Origin of the sequence: Bradyrhizobium sp. DOA1, assembly GCF_001593325.1 — a bacterium.
In the GTDB taxonomy this organism is placed as follows: Bacteria; Pseudomonadota; Alphaproteobacteria; order Rhizobiales; family Xanthobacteraceae; genus Bradyrhizobium.
On sequence record NZ_JXJM01000001.1, the window covers coordinates 48214 to 70307 of the forward strand.

Below are 22094 nucleotides of genomic sequence, written 5' to 3' on the forward strand. Positions count from 1 at the left end.
TTGCCATGAAAGCCTGGCAGGTGGCGCGTGACTGGTCGATCGAAGGGATGGAGCTGGCCGATCTGCCGGAGCCGACGCCTGCCCCGGGCCAGGTCTCCGTGCGGATGAAGGCAGCATCGCTGAACTACCGCGACCTGCTGACCGTGCAGGGCAAGGGCGGCGTTTCCAGGTTGCCGCTAATTCCGTTCTCGGATGGCGCCGGTGAAGTGATCGCCGTGGGTGAGGGCGTAACCCGTGTCGCCGTCGGCGACCGCGTCTGTCCGATGTTCTTCCAATCCTGGATCGATGGGGAAGTTTCGGCAGCCGCGCGCCGTTACGCGCTCGGCGGCACGCGGCCGGGCGTCCTGCAGGAGGTGATGGTGCTCGACGCCGAGGGCGTCAGCCACATTCCGTCGCATCTGTCGTTCCAGGAGGCCGCAACGCTACCCTGCGCCGGCCTCACGGCCTGGCGTGCGTTGTTCGAACACGCAAAGGTACAGCCCGGCGACACCGTGCTGGTGCAGGGCACAGGCGGCGTGTCGATCTTCGCTCTGCAATTTGCAAAGCTCGCCGGCGCAAGCGTGATCGTGACCTCGTCGAGCGACGAGAAGCTCGAACGCGCCAGGGCGTTAGGTGCCGACCACACCATCAACTATCTGTCGGTTCCGGAGTGGGGCAAAGCCGCGGCGGCGTGGACCGGCGGCGGCGTCGACCACATCGTCGAGGTCGGCGGCAAGGACACGTTCGCGCAATCACTGGAAGCCGCGCGCGTCGGCGGTACCATCTTGGTGATCGGCATCCTCACGGGAGTCTCGCAGCAGATCGCGATCTCGAGCCTGTTCGCCAAGAACCTGCACGTCATCGGACTCTCTGTCGGCAGCCGCCGCATGTTCGAGGCCATGACCGCTGCGATCGGGCGCAACGCGATGAGGCCCGTGATCGACCGCGCCTTCGGCTTCGACGCCGTGCCGGATGCATTGCGCCTGATGCAGAACGGTGGTCATTTCGGGAAGATCGTGCTCGAGTTTGGCTAGCCGGCGTCGCCGGCCAGCTTCCGGACGTCATCAGGCGTCTGCCCGAAGCGGCGGCGAAACACGCGGTGGAAGTAGGACACGTCGTGGAAGCCGGCCAGATGCGCGATCTCGATGATCTTGCGCGTGCGCATGGCGGGATTTCGAAGCAGACGCTCGGCGCGCAGCAGGCGTTGCTCCAGCACGAAGCCGCTATAGGTGATGCCGGCCTGCTCGAACAGCAATTGGATGGTGCGCGGGCTGATCCGATGCGCGGCGGCAAGATCGGTGAGCGACAGTGCGGGACTGTCCAGCTGCGCCAGAATGTCTGATTTCAGCGTTTGGAAACGCGCCGCCGCAAGGCCGCGCAGCCGCGCCTCGTCGGCGACATCGCCGCGCGCCCCGATCATCAGCACGGCGAGGTCGAACAGATGTTGCGAGACGGCATCGAGCTCTGCGGGCGCGAGCTTGTCCGCATGAGCATGCGCGAGATCGTAATATCGCAGGAACATCGACGTGATCGCATTGGCTCCGGGGATCGACTGCGCGATCAGGTCCTCGGCATTCGGGCACGCGCGCAGCAGCGCCTTGCGCGGCAGCAGCGCGGTCTGGAAATTGCCGTGCTTGATCTGGGTGATGCAGGCGCCCTTGATCGAGGGATCGCCGATGGTGATGTCGCCGGCGGCGACCTCCAGCGGACGTTTGCCCATGGCCCCGCTCAAGGCCGAATTGGGCGACATCGTAATGATCAACTCGTCGTTCGTCCCCAGCGACACGAAAGACATCGGCGTGCCGAACGAGGCCGAGAGCCTGATCCGGGGAAGAATGGCTGGCGCAATGGTCCGGTGAACGCGCCCTTCGCCGACCGGCACGAAATCAACGTTCGCCACCCGACGGCAGAACTGCTCGCGCCATTCTTCATAGGCCGGACCGTTCGGATCGCCATCGAATGAGAGTTGCGGCTGGGTCATCGGTCGCTGGAAGACATGCGCTGGCGATTTGGTGCGGATTGCATCCTCGTCGGCGCGTCGCGGTGCGGCAACCAGAAAATGCGCGATTGCGCGAAAAACCACTCGCAACTGCGCGCTGAGCCAGTGACGAGGTGCCGCAGCCAGGCGATCGGCGACGTGTGCTCGGATCGCAACAAACGATAGCCGATTTGGCGGTTTTCATGTCAGTCCATCCAACGCTTCGCCGCTCCCCACGATCCGCGACTGCCGCCTTGCCTATTGTCCCGCTCGCAATGACTGGCCGATTGGAAGGAAATGACTCGATGACACGCCGTGCGAGGGGTTTGCTGGCTATTCTGGCACTTGGCTGTGGGGCGGCGACCGCCACCCCTGCGACGGCCGGCGATACCGCTCCAGTCTTCAGCTGGGTCGGTTTCTACGCGGGTGTTCACGCCGGTTATGGCACCGGCGATGGCAATGCTGCGTCCGTCGACCCCGGCGCACTTCTGGCGCTGTTTCCTGGCGTCAACAATGCGACGTCGACGGCATCTCCACCGTTCACGCTCGGTGTCAATCAGTCCGGTTGGCTCGGCGGATTGCAGGCCGGCTACAATTGGCAGGCCGGTCATTTGGTCGCCGGCGTCGAAGCCGACGTCAGCGTTGCCGGGATCGGCGGACGGGCATCGGGCGCTTATGCGCTGCGACCCGTTTTCCTCGTCGGCGATTTCGATAACTACACCGGCACCGTGACGGCGACCCAGGACATCGATTATCTCGGCACGCTGCGCGGCCGCCTGGGTTATGCCAGCAACAATTGGCTGCTCTATGCGACGGGCGGTCTCGCCTGGGCGCATGTCAAGGCGAGCCTCGACAGCAGCCATGCACGCCTGACCAACAATTTGATCATCGCGGGATTTCCGGGCGCGCTGGACGGTCGCGCCTCCGTAAGCGGTTACAATCTCGGATATGCCGTCGGCGGCGGCAGCGAATGGTCGTTCGCGCCGCGCTGGTCGCTCAAGGCGGAGTATCTGTATCTCAACCTCGGCCGCCAGCTCTCTCTGTCGATTCCCGGAACGAGCATGCCGGCCAGCGACATCGAGCTGCACACATTCAGGATCGGCCTGAACCGACAATTTGCGCCGTGACGGGGGCGCCCGCGGTGAAGCTCAATACTTCTTCACCGTCGCCCCGAAGGCCAGCCACAGCGCCATGGAGGCGAGCCCGAAGCCGCCGAGCAGCAGGAAGGTCGGGCCATAGCCGATCCATTGCGCGATCCAGCCGCCGAGCGCGGGGCTGAGGCTCGCGCCGACGCCTTGCACGGTGATGACGGCGCCCTGGCCGAGATTGATGCGGCCGGTGCCGTTGAGCGAGCGCGCGACCATGCCGGGGACGGCAACCGTCTGGAGTCCGGTGCCGATGCCGTCGAGCACCTGCATCGGCACGACGCCCCACCATCCCGTGACGAAGAAGGCGAGCACGCCGCGGATGGGTAGGAACATGAAGGAGACCAGGATGATCGGCCAGTAGTTGCGCTTGCTGGCGACCTTCATCGCGATCAGCGAGGTCACGACCATTACGCCCTGCGCGATCACCACGGTGGTCGCGACGAAGGTCGGTCCGTTGGCTTGCCCCTCGGCCACCGCGGCAAGTCCGTAGAGCGGCACGATCGCGGCGTTGCCGAGATGGAATAACGCCAGTGCCAGCGCTAGAACCAGCAGCGCGCGATGTTTGAGCAGCATCGTGAAGGCGTCGGGCGCGCTGTCGGGATCGTCCTCCTTGCAGCCACGCGCGGCGCGGTCGTCGATCGCCTTGGCCGGAATCATCATCACGCAGGCGATCGCGATGGCGCCGAACAGGGCCGCCAATGCGAACACGGCAAAATAGCCATACTTGTAGCCGAGATAGCCCGAGAGCGCGGCGCCCACCATGTTGCCGGCGTGGTTATACGCCTGGTTGCGGCCGTTGAGCGCGTTGAAGCCTTTCTGCTTGGCAATGCCGAGCGTGATGCCTGTGACCGCCGGCACGATCGCGGCGCTCGCCAGCGACTGCGCGACTTGCGAGAACGTCACCGCCCAGAAATTTTGCGAGATCAGGATGATCGCGGAGGCCGAGACCACGCAGATGCCGGGAATGACGACCCACATCCGCTTGTTGCGGCTGGAATCGATGAAGCCCCCGATCGGCGTGGTCACCAGCATGCCGGCGACATTGCCGATCGTCATCGCAGTGCCGATCAGACCGGGCGCCCAGCCGCGCTCCTGGAGGAAGACGCCGATGAACGGCCCGATGCCCGACTGCATGTCGGCCATGAAGAAGTTGAGCGCAAACAGTGGCCAGATACGAGACGTTGAAGGGCGCGATGTCATCGAGACGCTGAACTTGGTGCTGCCGATCGAATCGGATCTCGCATGAGGCGGGGAGTGCGGGCCAATGGGCCTGCGGCGGACCAGAACTTAACCTGTGCTCATCGCGTTGGTTCCGATCGCGCTTGTGATCGCATGGCGCGCGACGTCATGTCATACTCGCGATGTTTCAACCAGGATCATGGCCATGCCACTCTGGATTTGCGAAACCTGCGGCGCACAATTTCCGGACAGCGGACATCCGCCCGCATCCTGTCCGATTTGCGAGGACGAACGGCAGTATGTGGGTTGGAATGGGCAGATTTTCCTGACGCGTGCGATGCTGGCCGAAGGCCACCGCGTCGTTTGGCGCGACGATCTCGGCCTCACCGGCCTCTCGCTCGAGCCGAGCTTCGCCATCGGCCAGCGCGCACTGCTGGTGCCGCTCGGCGATGGTTGCTTGATGTGGGACTGCGTGCCGCTGGCAACTCCGAAGGCGATCGCGCATGTGCGTTTGCTCGGCGGACTGAAGGCCATCGCAATCTCGCATCCCCACTACTATGGCGCGCTCGCCGATTGGAGCGACGCCTTCGGCGGCGTGCCGGTCTATCTGCACGCCGACGATCGCCAATGGGTGACACGGCCGCATGCGTCGATCGTGCATTGGACCGGCGAGAGCCAGCGCATCTCCGACGAAGTGTTGCTCCTGCGCGCCGGCGGTCATTTCGCGGGCGCCACCATGCTGCACTGGTCGGGCGGCGCGGAGGGCACGGGCGCATTGCTCACCGGCGATATCGCGCAGGTGACTATGGACCGCCGCTTCGTCAGCTTCATGTATTCCTACCCTAACTACATGCCGCTCAACGCCGCCGCGGTGCGGCGGATCGCAGCCGCGGTGGAGCCGCACGCCTTCGACCGGATCTATGGCGCCTGGTGGGGCCGCAATATCGCAGGCGGAGCCAAGGCCGCGTTCGCGGCGTCGGTGGAGCGATATATCGCGGCCATCGCGTGAGGCGGCGCGTCGCTGCCCATCTTGCGTTCGTCAAATAAATGTACTAATGGTACAGTATATGACGAGGGCGCAACGATGCGTTTGCTGGTCCGGCACGATCGATGCATTCGTTTGTTTGGACGGGCGCGTTCTGCGGCCGTGTGAGCGGAAGATGGACGCATGAGCGGGCCGAGCAACTACGAGATTTTCGAGGCCGGAGACGTCACGCTCCAGTCCGGCACCGTCTTTCCGTCGCTGAAGCTCGCCTATAAGACCTATGGCACGCTGAGCCCTGCCAGGGACAATGTCATCCTCTACCCGACCTCCTTCAGCGCCCAGCATTTCGACACCGAATGGTTGATCCGGCCCGACGGCGTGCTCGATCCCTCGCGCTACTTCATCATCATTCCGAATCTGTTCGGCAACGGCCTGTCGTCGTCGCCGTCGAACACCGCCGCGCCGTTCCCGAAGCTGACCTATCACGATGCGATCGCGGTCCAGCACCGGCTGCTCACCGAAGGTTTCGGCATTTCGAAGCTCGCGCTGGTCTATGGCTGGTCGATGGGCGGCATGCAGGCCTACCATTGGGCGGCGCTGCATCCTGACATGGTCGCGCGCGCGGCGATCGTCTGCGGCAGCGCGCGCTGCGCGCCTTATAACCATGTCTTCCTCGAAAGCGTGAAGGCCGCTCTGACCGCCGATCCCGCTTTCCGTGAGGGCCGCTTCGTCGACAAACCTATTGCTGGCTACCGAGCGATGGGGCGGGTCTATGCCGGCTGGGCCATGTCGCATGGTTTCTATCGCGATGAGCTCTGGCGCGAAGCCGGCTTCGCCGCGCTGGAGGATTATCTCGTTCGCACCTGGGATACGACCTTCGCGCGGCGCGACGCCAACGATCTCCTGGCGCAGATCGACATCTGGCAAGGCGGGGACATCAGTGGTTGCCCGGCTTTCGCAGGCGATCTCGATCGCGCGCTGGCGGCGATCAAGGCGGACATGCTGCTGATGCCGGGCGCAACCGATCGCTATTTCGACGTCCGCGACAACGAGGACGAACTCGGGCGGCTGACCCACGCGAAATCGGCCGTGCTGCATCCGATCCCGTCGCTGCACGGCCATCGTGCCGGCAATCCCGTTGGCAATGCGCGCGATGAGGCCTTCATCAAGGCCGAGATCGCGGCGCTTCTCAGCAAACAGGTGGGCTTCCGATCATGACCGACGCAACCGTCTCAGAGCCTGGTCATCGCCTGAAGCCCCTGACGCCGGCAATGCTGCGCGAGCTGTCGGTTCGCTCCAATCTCAGGGGCGCCGTGCAGAGCCTCGGCCATTACGGTGCGATCCTGTTGATGGGCACGCTGATCTGGATCGTCAGCTCGCGCCATGGCGTGCTCTGGGCGCTGCCGCTGATGGCCATGCAGGGTTATGTCGTCGCCTTCCTGTTCATGGCGGTGCACGAGACCGCGCATAAGACGGCGTTCAAAAGCCGCAGCCTCAATCTGATCGTGGGCAATCTCTCGGCTTTCCTGATCGGATTGCCTTACGAATATTACTGCCTGTTTCACTGGGACCATCATCGCTACACGCAGGATCCGGAAAAGGACCCGGAGCTGATCGTTGGCGTGAAGCCGACATCCGACACCCAGCTTGCGATCGCCTATAGCGGCCTGCTCCAGGTCGCCGTTCGTCTCCGGCTGATGCTCGGCCACGCCGTCACCGGGAGGGTCACCGCCCCCTGGATTCCCGAGAACAAGCGCGCCGTCATCGTACGCGAGGCGCGCGCCTATCTCGCGCTTTATGCGCTGCTCTTCGCGCTGTCGCTGTGGTTGTCCTCGGCCCTGCTGCTCTGGGTCTGGGTCCTGCCGCTCGTCATCGGGCAATTCTTCCTGCGGCCCTATCTCTATGCCGAGCACACCGGCTGCGACCGTACCCGCAGCGCCTTCGAGAATACCCGCACCACCTATACCGGTGCGATCGTCAAATGGTTCGCGTGGAACATGCCCTACCATGTCGAGCATCACGCCTATCCCTCGATCCCCTTTCACGCGCTGCCGAAGCTGAACGAGATCGTAGACGGCGAGATCATCCATCGCGGTCGCGGCTACATCAGAACGACGCGCGAGACCTGGGCTTGGTTTCGCCGGCAGCGGCAGACGGGGTAGCTGAACGCAAAGCTCCGGTCGCGGCGCGACCGGAGCTTTGTCGTGACGGCGAGATATCAGTAGATGCCGTAGGCGCAGACATTCACGACGCGAACGCGCAGGCCGTGACGGGTCTGGACGAGGCGTTCGCGATAGCAGCTGCTGACGCCGGTGTTGAGGTAGATGCCGCCAACGCCCCAGCCGGGACCCCAGTGGTGATGACCGTGATGATGGTGATGGAAGCCGCCGGCCGAAGCCGCGGTGGGCGCGAGGGCGGCAACGCCGAGCGAACCGGCGGCGATCAGACCAAGTGCAAGCTTACGAAACATCTTCATTCTCCATGTGGCGCAGGGCCATTGTTGTGTCCCTGCATCTCGGTCGGGTCGAAGCGAGAATGCGTTCACGCCGTTGGCTGAGAATCGTGTTTCAGGACTGTTTCGTCGCCCTCGGCGATGTACGCCGCCGCCCGGCTTTCGGCGCCGTGCGATAGCGCGCGGCCATGGCCTGCGTCAGCTCGGCCAACTTGTCGCGGAGATCGGCAGGCTCCAGCACTTCGGCCTCGGGGCCCAGCCGCAGCAATTCGGACGCCGCATGCCATGACGTCTTGCCCACCGGCACTTTCGCAATGCGCCAGCCATCGGCATCAACTGTCTCCTCGATCTGCGTGCGCGCCTTGACGTAAGGCTGGCTCAGCGCGTCGAGCAGCTTGACGCCGAACGGCGACAGGCGAACGATTGCGACATTGGGATGCATCTCGGTTTCGAGACGAAGTGTCGCAGTCTGCCAATAAGCAGCAAGAGCGAAATCGGCGGGGCGATCGAAGCGCTCGTCGAGCGCCGTGCAGTCGAGCACGCGTGCGATGCGATAGGTGCGCACGCTGCGGTCGACCTGCCCTGCGAGATACCAGCTGCCGCCCTTCAGCACGAGGCCGAGCGGTGCGACCCGGCGCTGCTTCTCCGAGCGCCAGCTCTGATAGCGGATTTTGATCAGCGTCCCCCGTAGAGCCGCGCCGGCAATGGTGCGCAGATGTTTGGGATCCTCGGCCTCGCCGAACCAGCCCGGCGCGTCCAGGTAAAAGCGTTCCTGCATCCGCCCGGCGTCCTCGCGCAGATTCGCGGGCAATGCCGCCATCAGCTTGTTCTGGGCGGCGATCATCGCAGCGTCGAGCCCGAGCGCCGCGGCCGGCCCCGGCAGTCCCGCCAGGAACAGCGCGCCAGCCTCGCTTTGCGACAGGCCATTCAGCCGCACGCGGTAGCCGTCGAGCAAGCGATAGCCACCCTCCGCGCCGCGGTCGGCATAAACGGGAACGCCTGACGCTGCCAGCGCATCGATGTCGCGATAGATCGTGCGCACCGACACCTCGCAGGCCTCCGCAAGCTCGGGCGCGGTGACTTGGCCCCTGGCCTGGAGGGTGGTGAGGATCGACAACATCCGGCTCGCGCGCATGATGCCTTAAACCATACCTGACACAGGATGTCAGGTATGGTCCGCTACAAGCTGCGCCATCGCCAAACGCCAGATGGGATCCCCGCCATGACCGACCGCATCACGCTGTATTACTCGCCGCAGAGCCGGGCCACAGGCACGCGGGTGCTGCTGGAGGAGCTGGGCGCGCCTTACGATCTGCACGTCCTCAACATGAAGGCCGGCGAGCAGCGCCAGCCCGCCTATCTCGCCATCAATCCGCTCGGCAAGGTGCCGGCGGTCCGCCACGGCGAGGCGCTGGTGACCGAGCAGGTCGCGATCACCATCTATCTTGCCGATCTGTTTCCGCAGGCGGGGCTGACGCCCGCCCTCAACGATCCGCGGCGCGGGCCCTATCTGCGCTGGATCGCCTATTACGGCTCATCTTTCGAGCCTGCCATGATCGACAAATTCATGCAGCGCGAGCCGGCGCCGATCACGCAATCGCCCTATGCCGATTACGACACCATGCTGGGCGCGCTCGAGACGCAGCTGTCGAAAGGGCCGTACCTACTCGGCGAGCGCATGACCGCAGCCGACGTGCTCTGGGGCGTGGCGCTCAGCTGGACCATGATGTTCGGCATCGTGCCGAAGAAGGACGTTTTCGTCCGTTATGCCGAGCGCATGACCTCGCGGCCTGCGTTCCAGCGCATCAATGCGGCCGATGATGAGATGGCCGCGCAGCACGCGAAGGCGGTTGGGGGATAGCTGTCGTCCTACCTGCGCCGTCGTCCCGGGGCGCGCAAAGCGGGAGCCCGGGACCCATAACCACAGGATTTGGTTTGGCGAAGACTTGGAGTTACCAGCCCTTTCCATAACCACACCCTGTGGCTATGGGCCCCGGATCGGCGCTCCGCTTCGCTGCGCTTGTCCGGGACGACAGCGGAGAATGAGGCGCCTCCTCGTACTCCTTGGTCAATCCTCAAAACTGCGGCGCTCTCTTCTCTCCAAACGCCTTAATGCCTTCCTTGATCTCGGTGCCGCGCATGCTGTTGCGGTGACGCTGGTCGGCGGCGGCTTCGTCGAGCTCGCCGCGGGTGAACTCGTTGATGGCGCGTTTCATGCCGCGCATCGCCTGCGGCGCGTTGCCGGCGAGGACGGCCGCGAGCTTCTCCACCTCCTCGTCCAGCAATTCCACGGGCACCATCGCCGTGAGATAGCCGATGCGCAGCATCTCCGGCGCACTGATCTTTTGCGCGGTCAGGAACAGCTTCTTCGCATTGTCGAGGCCGAGCCTGGTCACGTAGCGCTTGATGCCGCTCGGGTAATAATGCAGCCCGAGCCGGGCCGCCGGCATGAACATCTCGGCGGTGTCGATGCCGATGCGGAAATCGCAGGCCAGCGCGAGGTCGGTCGAGCCGCCATAGACCCCGCCGTTGAGCCGGCAGATCGTGGGAACGCCGAGATCCTCGAGGCGGTTGACGACCACCTCGAACGCCGAGCCCGCGCTCTGCTGCTCATGGGCGCTGACGGCGCGCTCCGCCACCGAATTGAGATCGTAGCCCGCGGAGAAGGCGCGCCCGGTGCCGGTCAGTACCAGCACGCGAATGGCGGGATCAGTCTCGATCCGGTCGAACAGTCTCACCAGCTCGCCCAGATCCTCTGCCTGGAGCCTGTTGAGATGCTTGGGACGGTTGAGGCGGATGGTGGCGCGTGCGCCATCGATTTCGAGCACGGGGCCGGATGCTGCGTCGGCTGTATCCGACATTCTTGTCTCCACTATTGTTTTCGAGCGCGGGCGTTTTGCATCGTTGCGGCCGGCCGTGGCAACCGCAAACAGGGCCAAGGCAGAGATCAGCGAAGTGAGACATGCAGGACTGCGGCTCGGTTTGGTCTGGGTCCAAGGTTGGACCTCTCGCTGCAAAGTGCCCGCCTGGGCCGAGGCCGTCAACGACAGCGCCGGCAGCGTGGCCGGCATCGGGGCGAGCTTGGCCGCGAACAGCGCCTCGTCGCTGTTGGCAGCACCGACGGCAAAGGTAAGCGTTTCCGAATTGTGCAACAGCGTGCGGCCGGCCCAGACGGTGGCGAACGACAGCAGCAGGGTCAGCACGACGTAGAGGAAAACCTGCTGCTGGTTGGTCTTGATCACCTTGGGACGCCGGGGCGCCGGCTCGGTCGGCGATGGGCCTTCAGCACTCATGGCAGCACTCCGGCCTTATTCTTTGGTGGCGGCGCGCGGCATGGAAAGCGCAGCGAGCGCCCTGTAATTCGTAAACGTTTGAAAAAAGAACGAAATTCTCTGCCGTCGATGATAGCGCCAAGGCAGCGGGATGCAAATTTCGAGCCGGGGGTAACCTTACCCCGCGCCACCGCGGCGATTGGTCATCCTATCACCAGTTAGCCACACTTGGCGATTTTCCGGTTCCCCCGGCTGCATTCCGCCGCGGGAGATGTCATAAATCGCACGTCCCGGCGATTTGACCGGTCCAAGAAGAAGTTGCGCTGAACGCTCCAATTTTTTCTTGTCCACGTCAATGAGGGCGTCAGCTTGTCGTTTCCATCCATGTCATCGGCGGTTCCGGTTGGCGCGCTCATTGGCTGGATGCTGCTGCTCACCTTCAAGCACATCATCGCCGATTTCGTCCTGCAGACCGCCTGGATGGCGCATGGCAAGGACCAGAAGCACGGCTGGGCCCTGCCGCTTCTGGTGCATTGCTTCGTTCACCTCTTAGTTGCGCTGCCGCTGATCCTGATCGTGGCGCCGAGATTCTGGTTCGTGGCGTTCATCGACTTCGTGATCCACATCACGATCGACCGCGCCAAGGGGTTCGTCTCGGCCAATTTCGGTGTCGACCTGGCCCATCCCTGGTTCTGGACCTTGATCGGCGTCGACCAGGCGCTGCACCACCTCACCGGCTTCGGCCTCTCCATCTACATGGCAGCGAACTGAAGGTCGCCTTTAGGCCTCCGGGTAAAGGCAATCGCCATCAGCACGAGGGATCGTCATGCCCGGGCTTGTCCCGCTGCGCGGCCGAAGCCGCTTCGGCGAGGCGAAGGCCCGGGCATCCACGTTCTCCGTGCCTCTCGGCTTTCCGTGGATGGCCGGGACATAGGCGAGCGGAAGCGACGCCGTCCTTTGGACGGCTATGCCCGGCCATGACGCCGTGGATGCTTTTGAAAACCCTATCAAGTCGCCTCCGATTCGCGGCCAGGGCGCAACCACCCCGGGTGACTACCGGGCAGCGTGGTTAACCTTTCATTAGAGAATTGCGCTGCATCTTCCGTACACGAGGGAGAACTGCAATGTTTTCAAACCGCGACGCATTTGAAAGCGATTTCTGCCCGGTTCGCGACGAGCTCCTTGGCGAGATGTATCGCGCCAGCGAGAGTGGCTTGCCGAGGCTGGTTGAGAGTGTTTCCCCTGACGCGCGCGCCAGGCTGGCGCTATTCTGCTATCGCCGCAGCCATCTGCATTCGCTGGCGATCGCGATCGCTGCAAGCTGCAGCGAGCGTGACCTGATCGAGAACGGCGGCCGCGTCGGTTCGACGCTCTACGCGCTGTCGCGCGAAGGGGCGACGAAATCCGCGCCGTCGCTGTCGGGCGGGCGCAAGCCGATCACGCTGTCGACCAAGCCGCTCTCGGTGCTGGCACCGCTGGATGACGAGCTCGACGACGAGATCAGCGAAACGGTCCCGGCCTAAGCGGCGTCGATCGCCGGCAGTCCGAACTTCCGCCGCGCCATCGCGCATTCGGCGTCACCGGGCATGCAGGTGCGGCACACCTCCGGCCGCACCGCATAGATGCCGCACGCCGTCGCTCTTCCGATGTCGCCCTGCAAGGCCGCGCAGCGATCGCCCTCGCAGCGCATGCCTGATTGACGCGCATTGACGAGCGCCTCCGGGATCGCGGCAAGCTCCTCGTCGCTCTCGACCGAGAAGCGCGGCCAGTTCTGCGAATAGCCGCAGCAGGCGCCGCAACTCTGGCAACAGCTCGACAGGTCGATCTCTTCCATCGTCGTCACGTGTCCTTCGGGGGACCCCAGACCAGGCTCTGCCGCCACCTTGCGCGCAGCACGTCGCGCCGTTCCGGATATTTCTCGTCGAGATAGGATGCCTCCACCACGCGGTCGGTGCGGAAGCTGCGGAAGTCGCTGCGCAGCTCGCACCAGGCGGCGAGCAGGCGCACGGCTTCGAGATAGCCGACCGAGATCGGCCAGATCATGCGCTCGCTGGCGCGGCCCTGCTCGTCGCGATAGCGCAGCATGATCTTCTTGCCTTCGTGGATCTGGGTGCGCGTGCGCGCCATGTCCAGACGGTCCGGCTCCCTGTTCCAGCTCGGCCGCGCCCGGCTCGCCGGCTCCAGCACGAAAGGACGCAGGCGCTCGGGCACGGTGTCGGCGATCTTGGCCATCAGATCTTCGGCGGCGCGCGCCAGCGCGGAATCGGCGTGGCCCGCGACCCATTGTGCGCCCAGCACCGCCGCTTCGATCTCGTCGGGCGTCAGCATCAGCGGCGGCAGGTCAAAACCCTTTTCCAAGATGTAGCCCATGCCGGCTTCGCCGCGGATCGGCACGCGCTGGCCGATCAGGGTGGCGATATCGCGATAGATGGTGCGCTTCGACGTCTCGAGCTCGGCCGCAATCGCGTCCGCCGTCAGCGGCTTACGCGTGCGCCTCAGCACCTGGATGATCTGAAACAGCCGGTCGGCGCGTCTCATGACTGGTATCTTATTGCTACTTTTTCTCGGTGGTCTTTTCAGAAGGCGGCGCGCGGCTGCTGACAGGATGTTGGCAGCAGGGGAGTTCTATACCGGGACAACACATCGACTGAAGAGGATTTGTCCATGATCATTCCAACTCATTTCGGCCCGGCGGGTCAGCTGTGGCACGCCCAAATGTGGCAGGCGAGGGCGTTCAGCCGCCTCGTTTCGCTCGATCTCATGGCCGTCGATCTCCGTTTCGCAGTTGCAGGCGTGGTGACACGCTCGCTGGTCCGGGCTGCGGACGCGTTGGTCCACCATGTCGTTCGCCGTGTCATGGGCCGTGCCTTTCTGGGCGCCCGCTTTGCAGAAGATATCACGGCTGCTGCCACCATGGTGGCAGCAGCCGGCCGTTAAGTTCCGCCGGCTTTCGGCAGGTTCAGGAGAGGTTTCATGATCACGCTCTACGGCTTCGGCGCCGGCTTCGGCCTGCCGGAAATCAGCCCCTTCGTCACCAAGACCGAGGTGCAGCTCAAGATGGCGGAGTTGCCCTATCGGAAGGAGCGGGCGATGCCGCCAGCCTCACCCAAGGGGCAGCTGCCCTTCATCGACGACGGCGGTGAGGCGGTGGCCGATTCCACCTTCATCCGCGCCCATATCGAACGCCGCTACGGCTTCGATTTCGACGCTGGCCTATCTTTGCAGGAGCGTGCGCAAGCCTGGGCGTTTGAGCGGATGATCGAGCATCACGTCTACTGGGCTCTGGTTGGCGCGCGCTGGGTCGATCCAGTCAATTTCGCCAAGGGCCCGGCGCATTTCTTCGACGGCGCGCCCGAGCACAACCGCGAGAAGCTGCGCGAGGATGCGCAATTCCGCGTCGCCGAGAATTATCTGCTTTCCGGCCTTGGCCGCCATGCGCCCGATGACGACGTCGATCTCGCGGTGCGCTCGCTGTTCGCGCTCTCGGTGCAGCTCGGTGACAAGCCTTATCTGATGGGCAACAAGCCCTGCGGCGTCGACGCCACCGCCTTCGGCGCGCTCGCCGGCATCCTGACGCCGTTCTTCGAATCGCCCCTGCGCCAGCGCGCCGAGGGATTTCCGAACCTCACCGCCTATGTCGACCGCATGATGGACGCGTACTATCCGGAGTTCGCCTGGATGCCGCTGCGGCAGGCGGCTTAGCGCTCGTCTGTTGGCAGCGAGGGGCGCTGAACCTTCCACACCGTCATGGCCGGACTTGTCCCGGCCATCCACGTAATTGCGCTCGGTTCAAAGAACGTGGATGCCCGGGACAAGCCCGGGCATGACGAGCTGAGAGACCGGAGCAAAACAAAAGAGCCGGCCCGATGGGCCGGCTCTCGTCGCCTCAGAATTCTCGTTATGCCTACTTCACCAGCGTGTATTTGCCGTCCTTCACCGTGAGTAGGATGCGCGAGCGGTCGTCGAGGCCGTAGCGATCCTTTTCGGTGAAGTTGTAGACGCCCTGGCTCGCCGCAAGCTCCTTCTCCGTCAGCAGCGCCTGGCGAATGGCTTCGCGGAATTCAGGCGTGCCGGGCTTGGCCGTTTTCAAGGCCGCCGGAATGATGCGCTTGAGGATCTCGAACGCATCGTAGGCATGGCCGGCGAACTGGCTGCGGCTGTTCGGGCCGTACTTGGCCTCATAGGCCGAGTTCAGCGCGAGGCCCGGCTTCTTGGTCAGCGCGCTATCCGGCTGTTCCTCCGGGGCCATGACGGGACCGGAGGCCATCAGCACGCCTTCCGCCGCTTTGCCGGCGATGCGGATGAAGTCCATGCTGGCCGCGCCGTGAGTCTGGTAGATCAGGCCCTTGTACCCGCGTTCGCGCAGCTCGGTCTGCGGCAGCGCCGCCGCGGTACCGGAGGCGCCGACCAGGATCGCGTCGGGATTGGCGGCAACGAGCTTGAGCACCTGTCCGGTCACCGAGGTGTCGGGACGCGCGAACCGCTCCTCGTCGACGATGGTCATGCCCATCGGCACGGCCTGGGCCTTGAGGTCGTTGAACCAGAGGTCGCCATAAGAGTCGGAATAGCCGATATAGCCGAGGGTCTTCACGCCCTTGGACTTCATGTGGTCGTACAGCACCTTGCCCACGATCGGGATCGGCTGCGGCATTGCCACCGACCACTTCATGCGCTCCGGCGTGATCGGGAACGGCGCGAGGCCGAAATGCGGGATGCCGGCCTCGTTAGCGACGTTGGAGACCGCGATGGTCGGCGGCGTCAGCGCCGAGCCCATGATGATGTCGGCCTTGGATTCGGTCACGAAGCGGCGGGCGTTCGTGGTCGCGGTGGTGGGATCGCCGCCGTCGTCGAGCACGATCACCTTCAGCGGCACGCCGCCGATCTCCTTCGGCACGAACTCCAGCGCATTGCGCTCGGGAATGCCGAGGGCTGCGCCCGGGCCTGTCGTGGTGGTGGTGATGCCGATGGTGACTTCGCTGGTCTGGGCCAGCGCAGGCAATGCCGGCAGCGCCAGCGCGGCCGCGGTGATGGCAGCGGACAAATAAAAGCGTTTCATCTATTCCTCCCTTGACGTGATGCTTTGAAAGCAGAAATCGGGGGGTAATTCAGCCCCCTCTTTTGGTGATGCGGCGATTTAGCTCCCAGCTTGGCTCCCCGTGAATTTGGCCACCATCTCTGCCGGGAATGGTGCCGATTTCAGTTTGTCGGGATTGCCAGGGTCGCGGCCGACCAGCACGCGGGTCTCGAACCCCTCGATCGCCAGCGCCTCGCCCTTGTAGACGTTGTGCTTTACCTCAAAGCTGGAGCGCTTGATGCTCTCGATCTTCGTTTCGATGGTGATCCAGTCGCCATAAGTCGAGGGAATGTAGAACTTGGCCCGCGTGTCGACCATGGGAATGCCCACGAGGCCGTATTTGCGGACCAGGTCCTGCTTGGAGAAGCCGGCGACCTCGAACAGGGTCGAGGTCGAATCGTCGAACATCGCGAAATAGCGCGGGTAGTAGACGATGTTGGCGGGGTCGCAATCGCCCCACTGGATCTGAACGTCGCGCCGGTTCACGAACATGCGCGGCGCCTTATTTCGGCGCCATACGCAGGGAGCCGTCGAGGCGCACCACTTCGCCGTTCAGATACGCATTCTCCACCATATGCAGCGCGAGCGCGGCAAACTCGTCGGCTTGGCCGAGCCGGCGGGGGAAGGGGATCGCTGCGGCAAGCGAGTCCTGGGCCTCCTGCGGCAGGTTGGCGAGCAGCGGCGTCAGGAACAGGCCGGGCGCAATTGTCAGCACGCGGACACCGAACTGTGCCAGCTCGCGCGCGATCGGCAGCGTCATGCCGACGATGCCGCCCTTCGAGGCCGAATAGGCCGACTGGCCGATCTGGCCGTCATAGGCGGCAACGGAGGCGGTGTTGATGATGACGCCGCGCTCGCCGGTCGCCTGCGGCTCGAGCTTGGACATCTCAGTGGCGGCGAGGCGCAGCATGTTGAAGGTGCCGATCAGATTGACCTTGATCACCTTGTCGAAATCGGCAAGCGCCATCGGGCCGTCACGACCGACCACGCGCTTGGCAACGCCGATGCCGGCGCAATTGACCAGCACGCGCGCCGGCCCGTGGGCCTTGGTCGCCTGCGCGATCGCAGCTTCCGCGGACGCGGCATCGGAGACGTCGCAGGTCACGGCCACGCCCTTGATCTCGGCCGCGACGGTTTCGGCCAGCTTGGCATTGAGATCGCACACAGCGACCTTGGCGCCCTGCGCCGCCAGCTTTCGCGCGGTGGCCGCGCCCAGTCCCGATGCACCGCCGGTGACGATGGCTGCCTGATCCTTCAACAACATGGCGTTCTCCTATAGCTTTGAGTTCTTACCCGACCGATATCACACGGCTCGACGGATTGGCAGCGTAGAGCTCTTCGATCAGCTCGCCGCGATGCTCCAGCACCGCGCGCTGGTTGATCGAGCCCTTGTCGGTGACTTCGCCCTTGTCGATCGAGAGCGGCGTGTCCAGCAGGATCGCGCGCGTGACGCGCGTCGAGGAGCCGGTGGCCTGGCTGAGGAAGCCCGTCAGCCGCTCGCGGAAGGCTTCCCGCACCAGCCGGTCGCGAGCGGTGACGGTGAGATCGTCGGCCGGTAGTGTCGGATTGATCAGCCGGCAGCCGTCGAGATCGAGCAGCACGATCGCGGAGATCTCGTCCCGGTTGATGCCGGCGATGACGACGTCGCGCACCAGCGGCGCGCAGGCCGCAACGAAGCGCGCGCGCAAGGGGCCGACGCTGACCCAGGTGCCGCTGGCGAGCTTGAAGTCCTCGCTGACGCGGCCGTCGAAATCGAAGCCGGCGTTGAGATCATCGGGATCGGCGGGCTTCAGCGCATCGCCCATCTTGTAGAAACCCTCCTCGTCGAAGGATTTCGCGGTGATATCGGGCTGGCGCCAATAGCCAGGCATCACGTTCGGGCCCTTGGCGCGCACTTCCATCTTGCCGTTGTTGGGCACCAGTTTCGCGTCATTGCCCGAGACCGGCAGGCCGACATGACCGGAGCGGCTGGTCCGCGGATTGACCGACATGAAGAACGGCGCGGTCTCGGTCGCGCCCAAGCCGGTGAGCATCGGCACGCGATAACCCTTTTCCTTCACCGCGAGCGCGTCGAGGCTGTCCCAGACGAACGGCGACAGCGCCGCGCCCGAGAAGAACATCGCATGCAGCCGGTCGAAGAACTTCGCGCGCAGGCCCTGGTCATCGCGCAAGTAAGGCAGCAGCGACTCATAGCCCTTGGGCACGTTGAAATAGACGGTCGGCGAGATCTCCTGCAGATTGCGCACGGTCTCCTCGATGCCGCCGGGCATCGGCTTGCCGGCGTCCAGATACATCGAGCCGCCATTGTAGAGCGTCAGCCCGATATTGTGGTTGCCGCCAAAAGTGTGATTCCAGGGCAGCCAGTCGATGATGACGGGCGGCTCGTCCTTGAGGAAGGCGAGCGTCTCGCGCAGCATCACCTGGTTGGCGCAGATCATGCGCTGGGTATTGATGACGGCCTTGGGATTGCCGGTCGAGCCGGAGGTCAGCAGAAACTTCGCGATCGTATCGGGGCCGATCTTGCCGTGGACGTCGTCGAGATCAGCGCGGATCGGCGTCGCCATGAGATCGGCGAGCAAGGTGACGTCGCGTCCAGCGACGTGGCCATAGGATGCCGCGATCTCGGTGCCGAGCGAGACATTGGCGGCGAGCGCATCGGCGAACTTGTCGGCATCCTCCGCGAAGACGAGGCCCGGCGTCAGCAGCTTCATCAAATAGGACAGCTTGCCGTAGTCCTTCGATACCAGCGAATAGGCCGGCGACACCGGGCAGAACGGGATGCCGGCATAGAACGCGCCGAAGGCGAGCAGGGCGTGGTCGATCGAATTGCCGGAGAGGATGACGACCGGCCGCTCCGCCGAGAGGCCGCGCGCGATCAGGCCGGATGCGATGTGCCGGCTCGCAGTGAGCAACTCGGCGTAAGTGATCTTGCGCCAACCGCGGCCGCCCTCGCGCTCCGCCATGAAGACGCGGTCGGGCGTCGTGTTCGCCCAGTGATGCAGGCGGTCGGTGATGCGGACCGGATAGTCGCCGAGCGGCTGCTTGGGCCGCAGGTAGATCGTGCCGTCGTCGCGGCGCTCGATGTTGACGACGGGATCGCCGAACGAGATGGGCCGCAGCGGGAAAGTGCTCGCGCCGCGCTCCATGCTGGAAGAGGACGGCTGCGCGCTCATGACTTCGGCTTCACCTTTGCGGTCTTGTGTTCGAGGAATTCACGGATCCGCCGCTTGGCTTCCTTGTCGCTCTGCGCGACGGTCGCCATCAGCGACTCCATCAGGAGGCCCGTTTGCGGGTTGGCCTCCGCGATCATCGGCAGCGCCTGGAGCACGGCGAAGTTCGTTAGCGGCGCGTTGGACGCGACCTTGGTCGCGAGCTCTATCGCCTTGGCAAGCCCATTGCCGGCTTCCGTCACATATTGCGCGAAGCCGTAGGAGGCGCCTTCGGTCGCGCTGTAGACGCGGCCGGTCAGCATCATGTCCATCATCCGGGCAACGCCGATCAACCGCGGCAGCCGCACCGAGCCGCCACCGCCGACGAAGATGCCGCGCTGCCCCTCCGGCAGCGCGAAATAGGTCGAGGGCTCGGCGACGCGGATATGTGCGGCACAGGCAAGCTCCAGCCCGCCGCCGATCACGGCGCCCCTCAGCGCGGCGATGACGGGCACGCGGCTGTACTGGATGCGGTCGAACACCCGGTGCCACATCTGGGAATGCAGCAGGCCGCCGGTGGCGTCGTGCTCGGTCAATTCGGAGAGGTCGAGACCACTGGAGAAATGGTCGCCGATGCCGTGGATCACCACCGCGCCGATGTCCTCGGGCAGGGACGCAAAACACTCGCCGATTTCCAGGATGATGCCGTCATTGAGCGCATTGCGCTTGGCCGGCCGGTTCAGACCAACGGTCAGAACCCGGTCCGCCCGCTCGATCCTCAACAGCCCGGAGGCGCCTGCGTTCGCGGTCTCGGCGTTTCCCTGTGTCATTTGCGTCCTTGTCAGAATAGTTATGTTGTATAACGATTTTTGGGGGAGTCAAGGAGGGGGGGCGGGGCTGGATATGGCCACGGCGGCCACGACTGCGGCGCCCGAGCGGGAAGGGGGCGGGGCCAGGGGTAAGTAGTGGGGTGCGTCCTAACGAGCTTCTCCGTCATTGCGAGCGCAGCGAAGCAATCCAGAATCTTACCGCGGAGGGACTCTGGATTGCTTCGCTGCGCTCGCAATGACGAGGTGACAGCTTCCTCACATCACCTGATGCACGTCGATGACCACGCGATCCGCATGGCGCGCGGCCGAGCCGACGAAAATGTGCTGCATCAGCCAGCGATAGTTTTCGTGCCCGGTCTCGAACCGCGGCACGGTGCGGAAATAGATCAGCTTCGGATCGACCGGCTCACCGCGCTTGAGCTTCTGCAGCAACTCGACCGGGCCGAAGCGCATGCCCCTGTTCTCGACATAGATTGTCGCGCCGTCGTCGGTCTCGAAGGCGTATTTCGCCTCGAGGTCGATCAGCTCGTTGGGGCGGATGGTCTGGAAATCTGCGCCGAACGGCAGCACCTTGCCGGTGATCGCGCCCGTCACCTCGCCGCCGATGATCGGAATGATGCGGCGAACGCCGATCCCGGTCTCGCCGGCGGTGACGACGTCGCCGATACGCGCGGTGATGGTGAAGGCGTATTTCGTCGCTAGTATCGGCGTGGTCATCACGTCGCCTCTCAATGTGCCATCATCCGCGTCGGCAACCAGGTCGCCAGCAGCGGGAAGGCGATCAGGATCACCAGCCGCACCAGGTCTGTCGCCACGAACGGGATCACGCCCTTGAAGATGGTGGAGAAGGAGACGTCCTTCACCACACTCTTGATCACGAAGACGTTCATGCCGACCGGCGGATGGATCAGGCCGAGCTCGACGGTCATGACGATGATGATGCCGAACCAGATCGGGTCGAAGCCGAGATGCATGATCACCGGGAAGATGATCGGCACGGTGAGGATGATCATCGCCATGGCGTCCATCAGGCAGCCGAGCACGAGATACATCACCATGATCAGCGCCAGCACGCCGTAGGGCCCGAGACCGAAACCGGTGAGGAGTTCCGTCACCTTCTGCGGAGTCTGCGTCACCGTGAGGAAATAGCCGAAGATGAGCGCGCCGATCAGCACGGTGAACACCGCGGCCGCCGTGCGCGTCGCCTGCAGCAGCGAGGCCAGCACCTTCTCGCGGTCGAGCCGGCCGGTGAGCACGCCGATGATGAAGGCGCCGGTGGCGCCGACGCCACCGGCTTCCGTCGGGGTGAAGCGCGGCAGGAAGGGCAGGCCGTAGAGGCCGCCGATGACGAAGACGAACAGCAGCACAGGCGCCCAGATCTCCTTCAACCCGGCAAAGCGCTCGCGCCACGGCGTCACCTTGCCCTTGGGCAGGAAGTCGGGGCGGAAATAACCGATCAGGAAGATCGTGATCATGTACATGGTCATCGCGAGCAGGCCCGGGATGATGCCGGCGATGAACAGCTTGCCGATGTCCTGCTCGGTGATGATGCCGTACACCGCGAGCACGGTGGAGGGCGGCAGCATCGCACCCAGTGTCCCGCCGGCCGCGATCACGCCGGTGGCAAAGGACTGTGGGTAGCCGAAGCGGCGCATCTCGGGATAGGCGACGGCGGAGAAGGTCGCGGCGGTCGCGACCGAGGAGCCGCAGATCGCGGCAAAGCCGCCGCAGGCGCCGACGGTCGCGATGCCGAGCCCGCCCCGCAAGTGTCCGACGAAGCCGTTGGCGGCGCGGAATAGCTCGCGGCTCATGCCGGAATTGGATACGAACGAGCCCATCAGCAGGAACATCGGGATGACGCCAAAGGTGTAGTCGGTCACCGTCCGCATGGTGACCTGGCCGACCATCTTCAGGGCCGGTGTCGAGCCCACGAGATAGCTGAAGCCGCACACGCCGACGAGGCCCATGGCCATGCCGACCGGCACGCGCAGCAGCATCAGGGCGAACAGGGAGACGAAGCCGATGACGGCGACGGCGTCGGTACTCAT

The 22094-nt window shown here is 64.5% G+C and carries 24 protein-coding genes; 10 read left to right on the forward strand and 14 right to left on the reverse strand.

Annotated features, from left to right (window positions below; all coding sequences use genetic code 11):
- The first annotated feature begins 5 nt into the window (after positions 1–5).
- Positions 6–1013, forward strand: a complete 1008-nt coding sequence (locus SE91_RS00220) for a zinc-dependent alcohol dehydrogenase family protein (RefSeq protein ID WP_061846160.1) — start codon at positions 6–8, stop codon at positions 1011–1013.
- Here the strand turns inward: SE91_RS00220 and SE91_RS00225 are convergent.
- Positions 1010–2062, reverse strand: a complete 1053-nt coding sequence (locus SE91_RS00225) for an AraC family transcriptional regulator (protein ID WP_245318243.1) — start codon at positions 2060–2062, stop codon at positions 1010–1012. The two genes, SE91_RS00220 and SE91_RS00225, sit on opposite strands and share 4 nt — an antisense overlap.
- Positions 2063–2262: 200 nt before the next feature.
- On the opposite strand from SE91_RS00225, the gene SE91_RS00230 reads away from it, so the two are divergent.
- Complete coding sequence (locus SE91_RS00230; protein WP_197489401.1) at positions 2263–3084, forward strand: outer membrane protein; 822 nt, start codon at positions 2263–2265, stop codon at positions 3082–3084.
- Between the two features lie 21 nt (positions 3085–3105).
- Here the strand turns inward: SE91_RS00230 and SE91_RS00235 are convergent, their stop codons facing one another.
- A complete protein-coding gene (locus SE91_RS00235; RefSeq protein WP_061846162.1) occupies positions 3106–4305 on the reverse strand; it encodes an MFS transporter in 1200 nt (399 codons plus the stop codon).
- Positions 4306–4489: 184 nt separating this feature from the next.
- Between SE91_RS00235 and SE91_RS00240 the strand changes: the two genes are divergently transcribed.
- The 3 genes from SE91_RS00240 (at position 4490) to SE91_RS00250 (ending at position 7431) form a co-directional block, all read left to right on the forward strand.
- Positions 4490–5293, forward strand: a complete 804-nt coding sequence (locus SE91_RS00240; protein ID WP_061850842.1) for a hypothetical protein — start codon at positions 4490–4492, stop codon at positions 5291–5293.
- Positions 5294–5452: 159 nt separating this feature from the next.
- Positions 5453–6487, forward strand: coding sequence for an alpha/beta fold hydrolase (locus SE91_RS00245; protein ID WP_061846163.1), 1035 nt, complete (start codon positions 5453–5455; stop codon positions 6485–6487).
- A complete protein-coding gene (locus SE91_RS00250; protein WP_061846164.1) occupies positions 6484–7431 on the forward strand; it encodes a fatty acid desaturase in 948 nt (315 codons plus the stop codon). Before SE91_RS00245 ends, SE91_RS00250 begins: the two co-directional genes overlap by 4 nt.
- A gap of 56 nt (positions 7432–7487) precedes the next feature.
- On the opposite strand, the gene SE91_RS00255 is transcribed toward SE91_RS00250, so the two are convergent.
- The gene (locus tag SE91_RS00255) at positions 7488–7739 is read right to left on the reverse strand and encodes a hypothetical protein (RefSeq protein ID WP_060737992.1); all 252 of its coding nucleotides are present in this window, start codon (positions 7737–7739) and stop codon (positions 7488–7490) included.
- Positions 7740–7836: 97 nt separating this feature from the next.
- The gene (locus SE91_RS00260; protein WP_061846165.1) at positions 7837–8856 is read right to left on the reverse strand and encodes a helix-turn-helix transcriptional regulator; all 1020 of its coding nucleotides are present in this window, start codon (positions 8854–8856) and stop codon (positions 7837–7839) included.
- Positions 8857–8943: 87 nt separating this feature from the next.
- Here SE91_RS00260 and SE91_RS00265 point away from each other — a divergent pair, with 87 nt between their 5' ends.
- Positions 8944–9582 (forward strand): glutathione S-transferase family protein, encoded by a 639-nt coding sequence (locus SE91_RS00265; RefSeq protein WP_061850843.1) that lies wholly within the window; start codon positions 8944–8946, stop codon positions 9580–9582.
- Positions 9583–9796: 214 nt separating this feature from the next.
- Here the strand turns inward: SE91_RS00265 and SE91_RS00270 are convergent, their stop codons facing one another.
- On the reverse strand, positions 9797–10582 hold the full coding sequence (locus tag SE91_RS00270) for an enoyl-CoA hydratase/isomerase family protein (RefSeq protein ID WP_061850844.1): 786 nt from the start codon (positions 10580–10582) through the stop codon (positions 9797–9799).
- An 834-nt stretch (positions 10583–11416) separates the two neighbouring features.
- Between SE91_RS00270 and SE91_RS00275 the strand changes: the two genes are divergently transcribed.
- Together SE91_RS00275 and SE91_RS36780 are read left to right on the forward strand one after the other, a co-directional pair.
- Entirely contained in the window at positions 11417–11764 is a 348-nt protein-coding gene (locus SE91_RS00275; RefSeq protein WP_061850845.1) for a DUF3307 domain-containing protein, read from the forward strand.
- Between the two features lie 353 nt (positions 11765–12117).
- A complete protein-coding gene (locus SE91_RS36780; protein WP_061846166.1) occupies positions 12118–12516 on the forward strand; it encodes a hypothetical protein in 399 nt (132 codons plus the stop codon).
- Here SE91_RS36780 and SE91_RS00285 read toward each other — a convergent pair.
- Positions 12513–12827 carry a YkgJ family cysteine cluster protein gene (locus SE91_RS00285; protein ID WP_061846167.1) on the reverse strand — a complete coding sequence of 105 codons (315 nt, stop codon included), beginning with the start codon at positions 12825–12827 and terminating at the stop codon, positions 12513–12515. The genes SE91_RS36780 and SE91_RS00285 overlap by 4 nt on opposite strands.
- A gap of 5 nt (positions 12828–12832) precedes the next feature.
- Complete coding sequence (locus SE91_RS00290) at positions 12833–13531, reverse strand: helix-turn-helix transcriptional regulator (protein ID WP_061846168.1); 699 nt, start codon at positions 13529–13531, stop codon at positions 12833–12835.
- Between the two features lie 126 nt (positions 13532–13657).
- On the opposite strand from SE91_RS00290, the gene SE91_RS00295 reads away from it, so the two are divergent.
- Both SE91_RS00295 and SE91_RS00300 read left to right on the forward strand, forming a co-directional pair.
- Positions 13658–13930, forward strand: coding sequence for a hypothetical protein (locus tag SE91_RS00295; RefSeq protein WP_061846169.1), 273 nt, complete (start codon positions 13658–13660; stop codon positions 13928–13930).
- Between the two features lie 36 nt (positions 13931–13966).
- A complete protein-coding gene (locus tag SE91_RS00300) occupies positions 13967–14695 on the forward strand; it encodes a glutathione S-transferase family protein (protein WP_061846170.1) in 729 nt (242 codons plus the stop codon).
- A gap of 202 nt (positions 14696–14897) precedes the next feature.
- On the opposite strand, the gene SE91_RS00305 is transcribed toward SE91_RS00300, so the two are convergent.
- The 7 genes from SE91_RS00305 to SE91_RS00335 form a co-directional block, all read right to left on the reverse strand.
- On the reverse strand, positions 14898–16049 hold the full coding sequence (locus SE91_RS00305) for an ABC transporter substrate-binding protein (protein WP_061846171.1): 1152 nt from the start codon (positions 16047–16049) through the stop codon (positions 14898–14900).
- A gap of 78 nt (positions 16050–16127) precedes the next feature.
- Entirely contained in the window at positions 16128–16559 is a 432-nt protein-coding gene (locus SE91_RS00310) for an acyl-CoA thioesterase (RefSeq protein ID WP_061846172.1), read from the reverse strand.
- Positions 16560–16569: 10 nt separating this feature from the next.
- Positions 16570–17331: an SDR family NAD(P)-dependent oxidoreductase gene (locus tag SE91_RS00315; RefSeq protein ID WP_060737208.1), complete on the reverse strand. Its 762-nt coding sequence runs from the start codon at positions 17329–17331 to the stop codon at positions 16570–16572.
- A 25-nt stretch (positions 17332–17356) separates the two neighbouring features.
- Positions 17357–19240, reverse strand: a complete 1884-nt coding sequence (locus SE91_RS00320) for a feruloyl-CoA synthase (protein ID WP_061846173.1) — start codon at positions 19238–19240, stop codon at positions 17357–17359.
- Entirely contained in the window at positions 19237–20046 is an 810-nt protein-coding gene (locus SE91_RS00325) for a crotonase/enoyl-CoA hydratase family protein (protein WP_061846174.1), read from the reverse strand. Before SE91_RS00325 ends, SE91_RS00320 begins: the two co-directional genes overlap by 4 nt.
- 255 nt (positions 20047–20301) lie before the next feature.
- A complete protein-coding gene (locus tag SE91_RS00330) occupies positions 20302–20763 on the reverse strand; it encodes a DUF3237 domain-containing protein (RefSeq protein ID WP_061846175.1) in 462 nt (153 codons plus the stop codon).
- Between the two features lie 11 nt (positions 20764–20774).
- Positions 20775–22094: a TRAP transporter large permease gene (locus SE91_RS00335; RefSeq protein WP_061846176.1), complete on the reverse strand. Its 1320-nt coding sequence runs from the start codon at positions 22092–22094 to the stop codon at positions 20775–20777.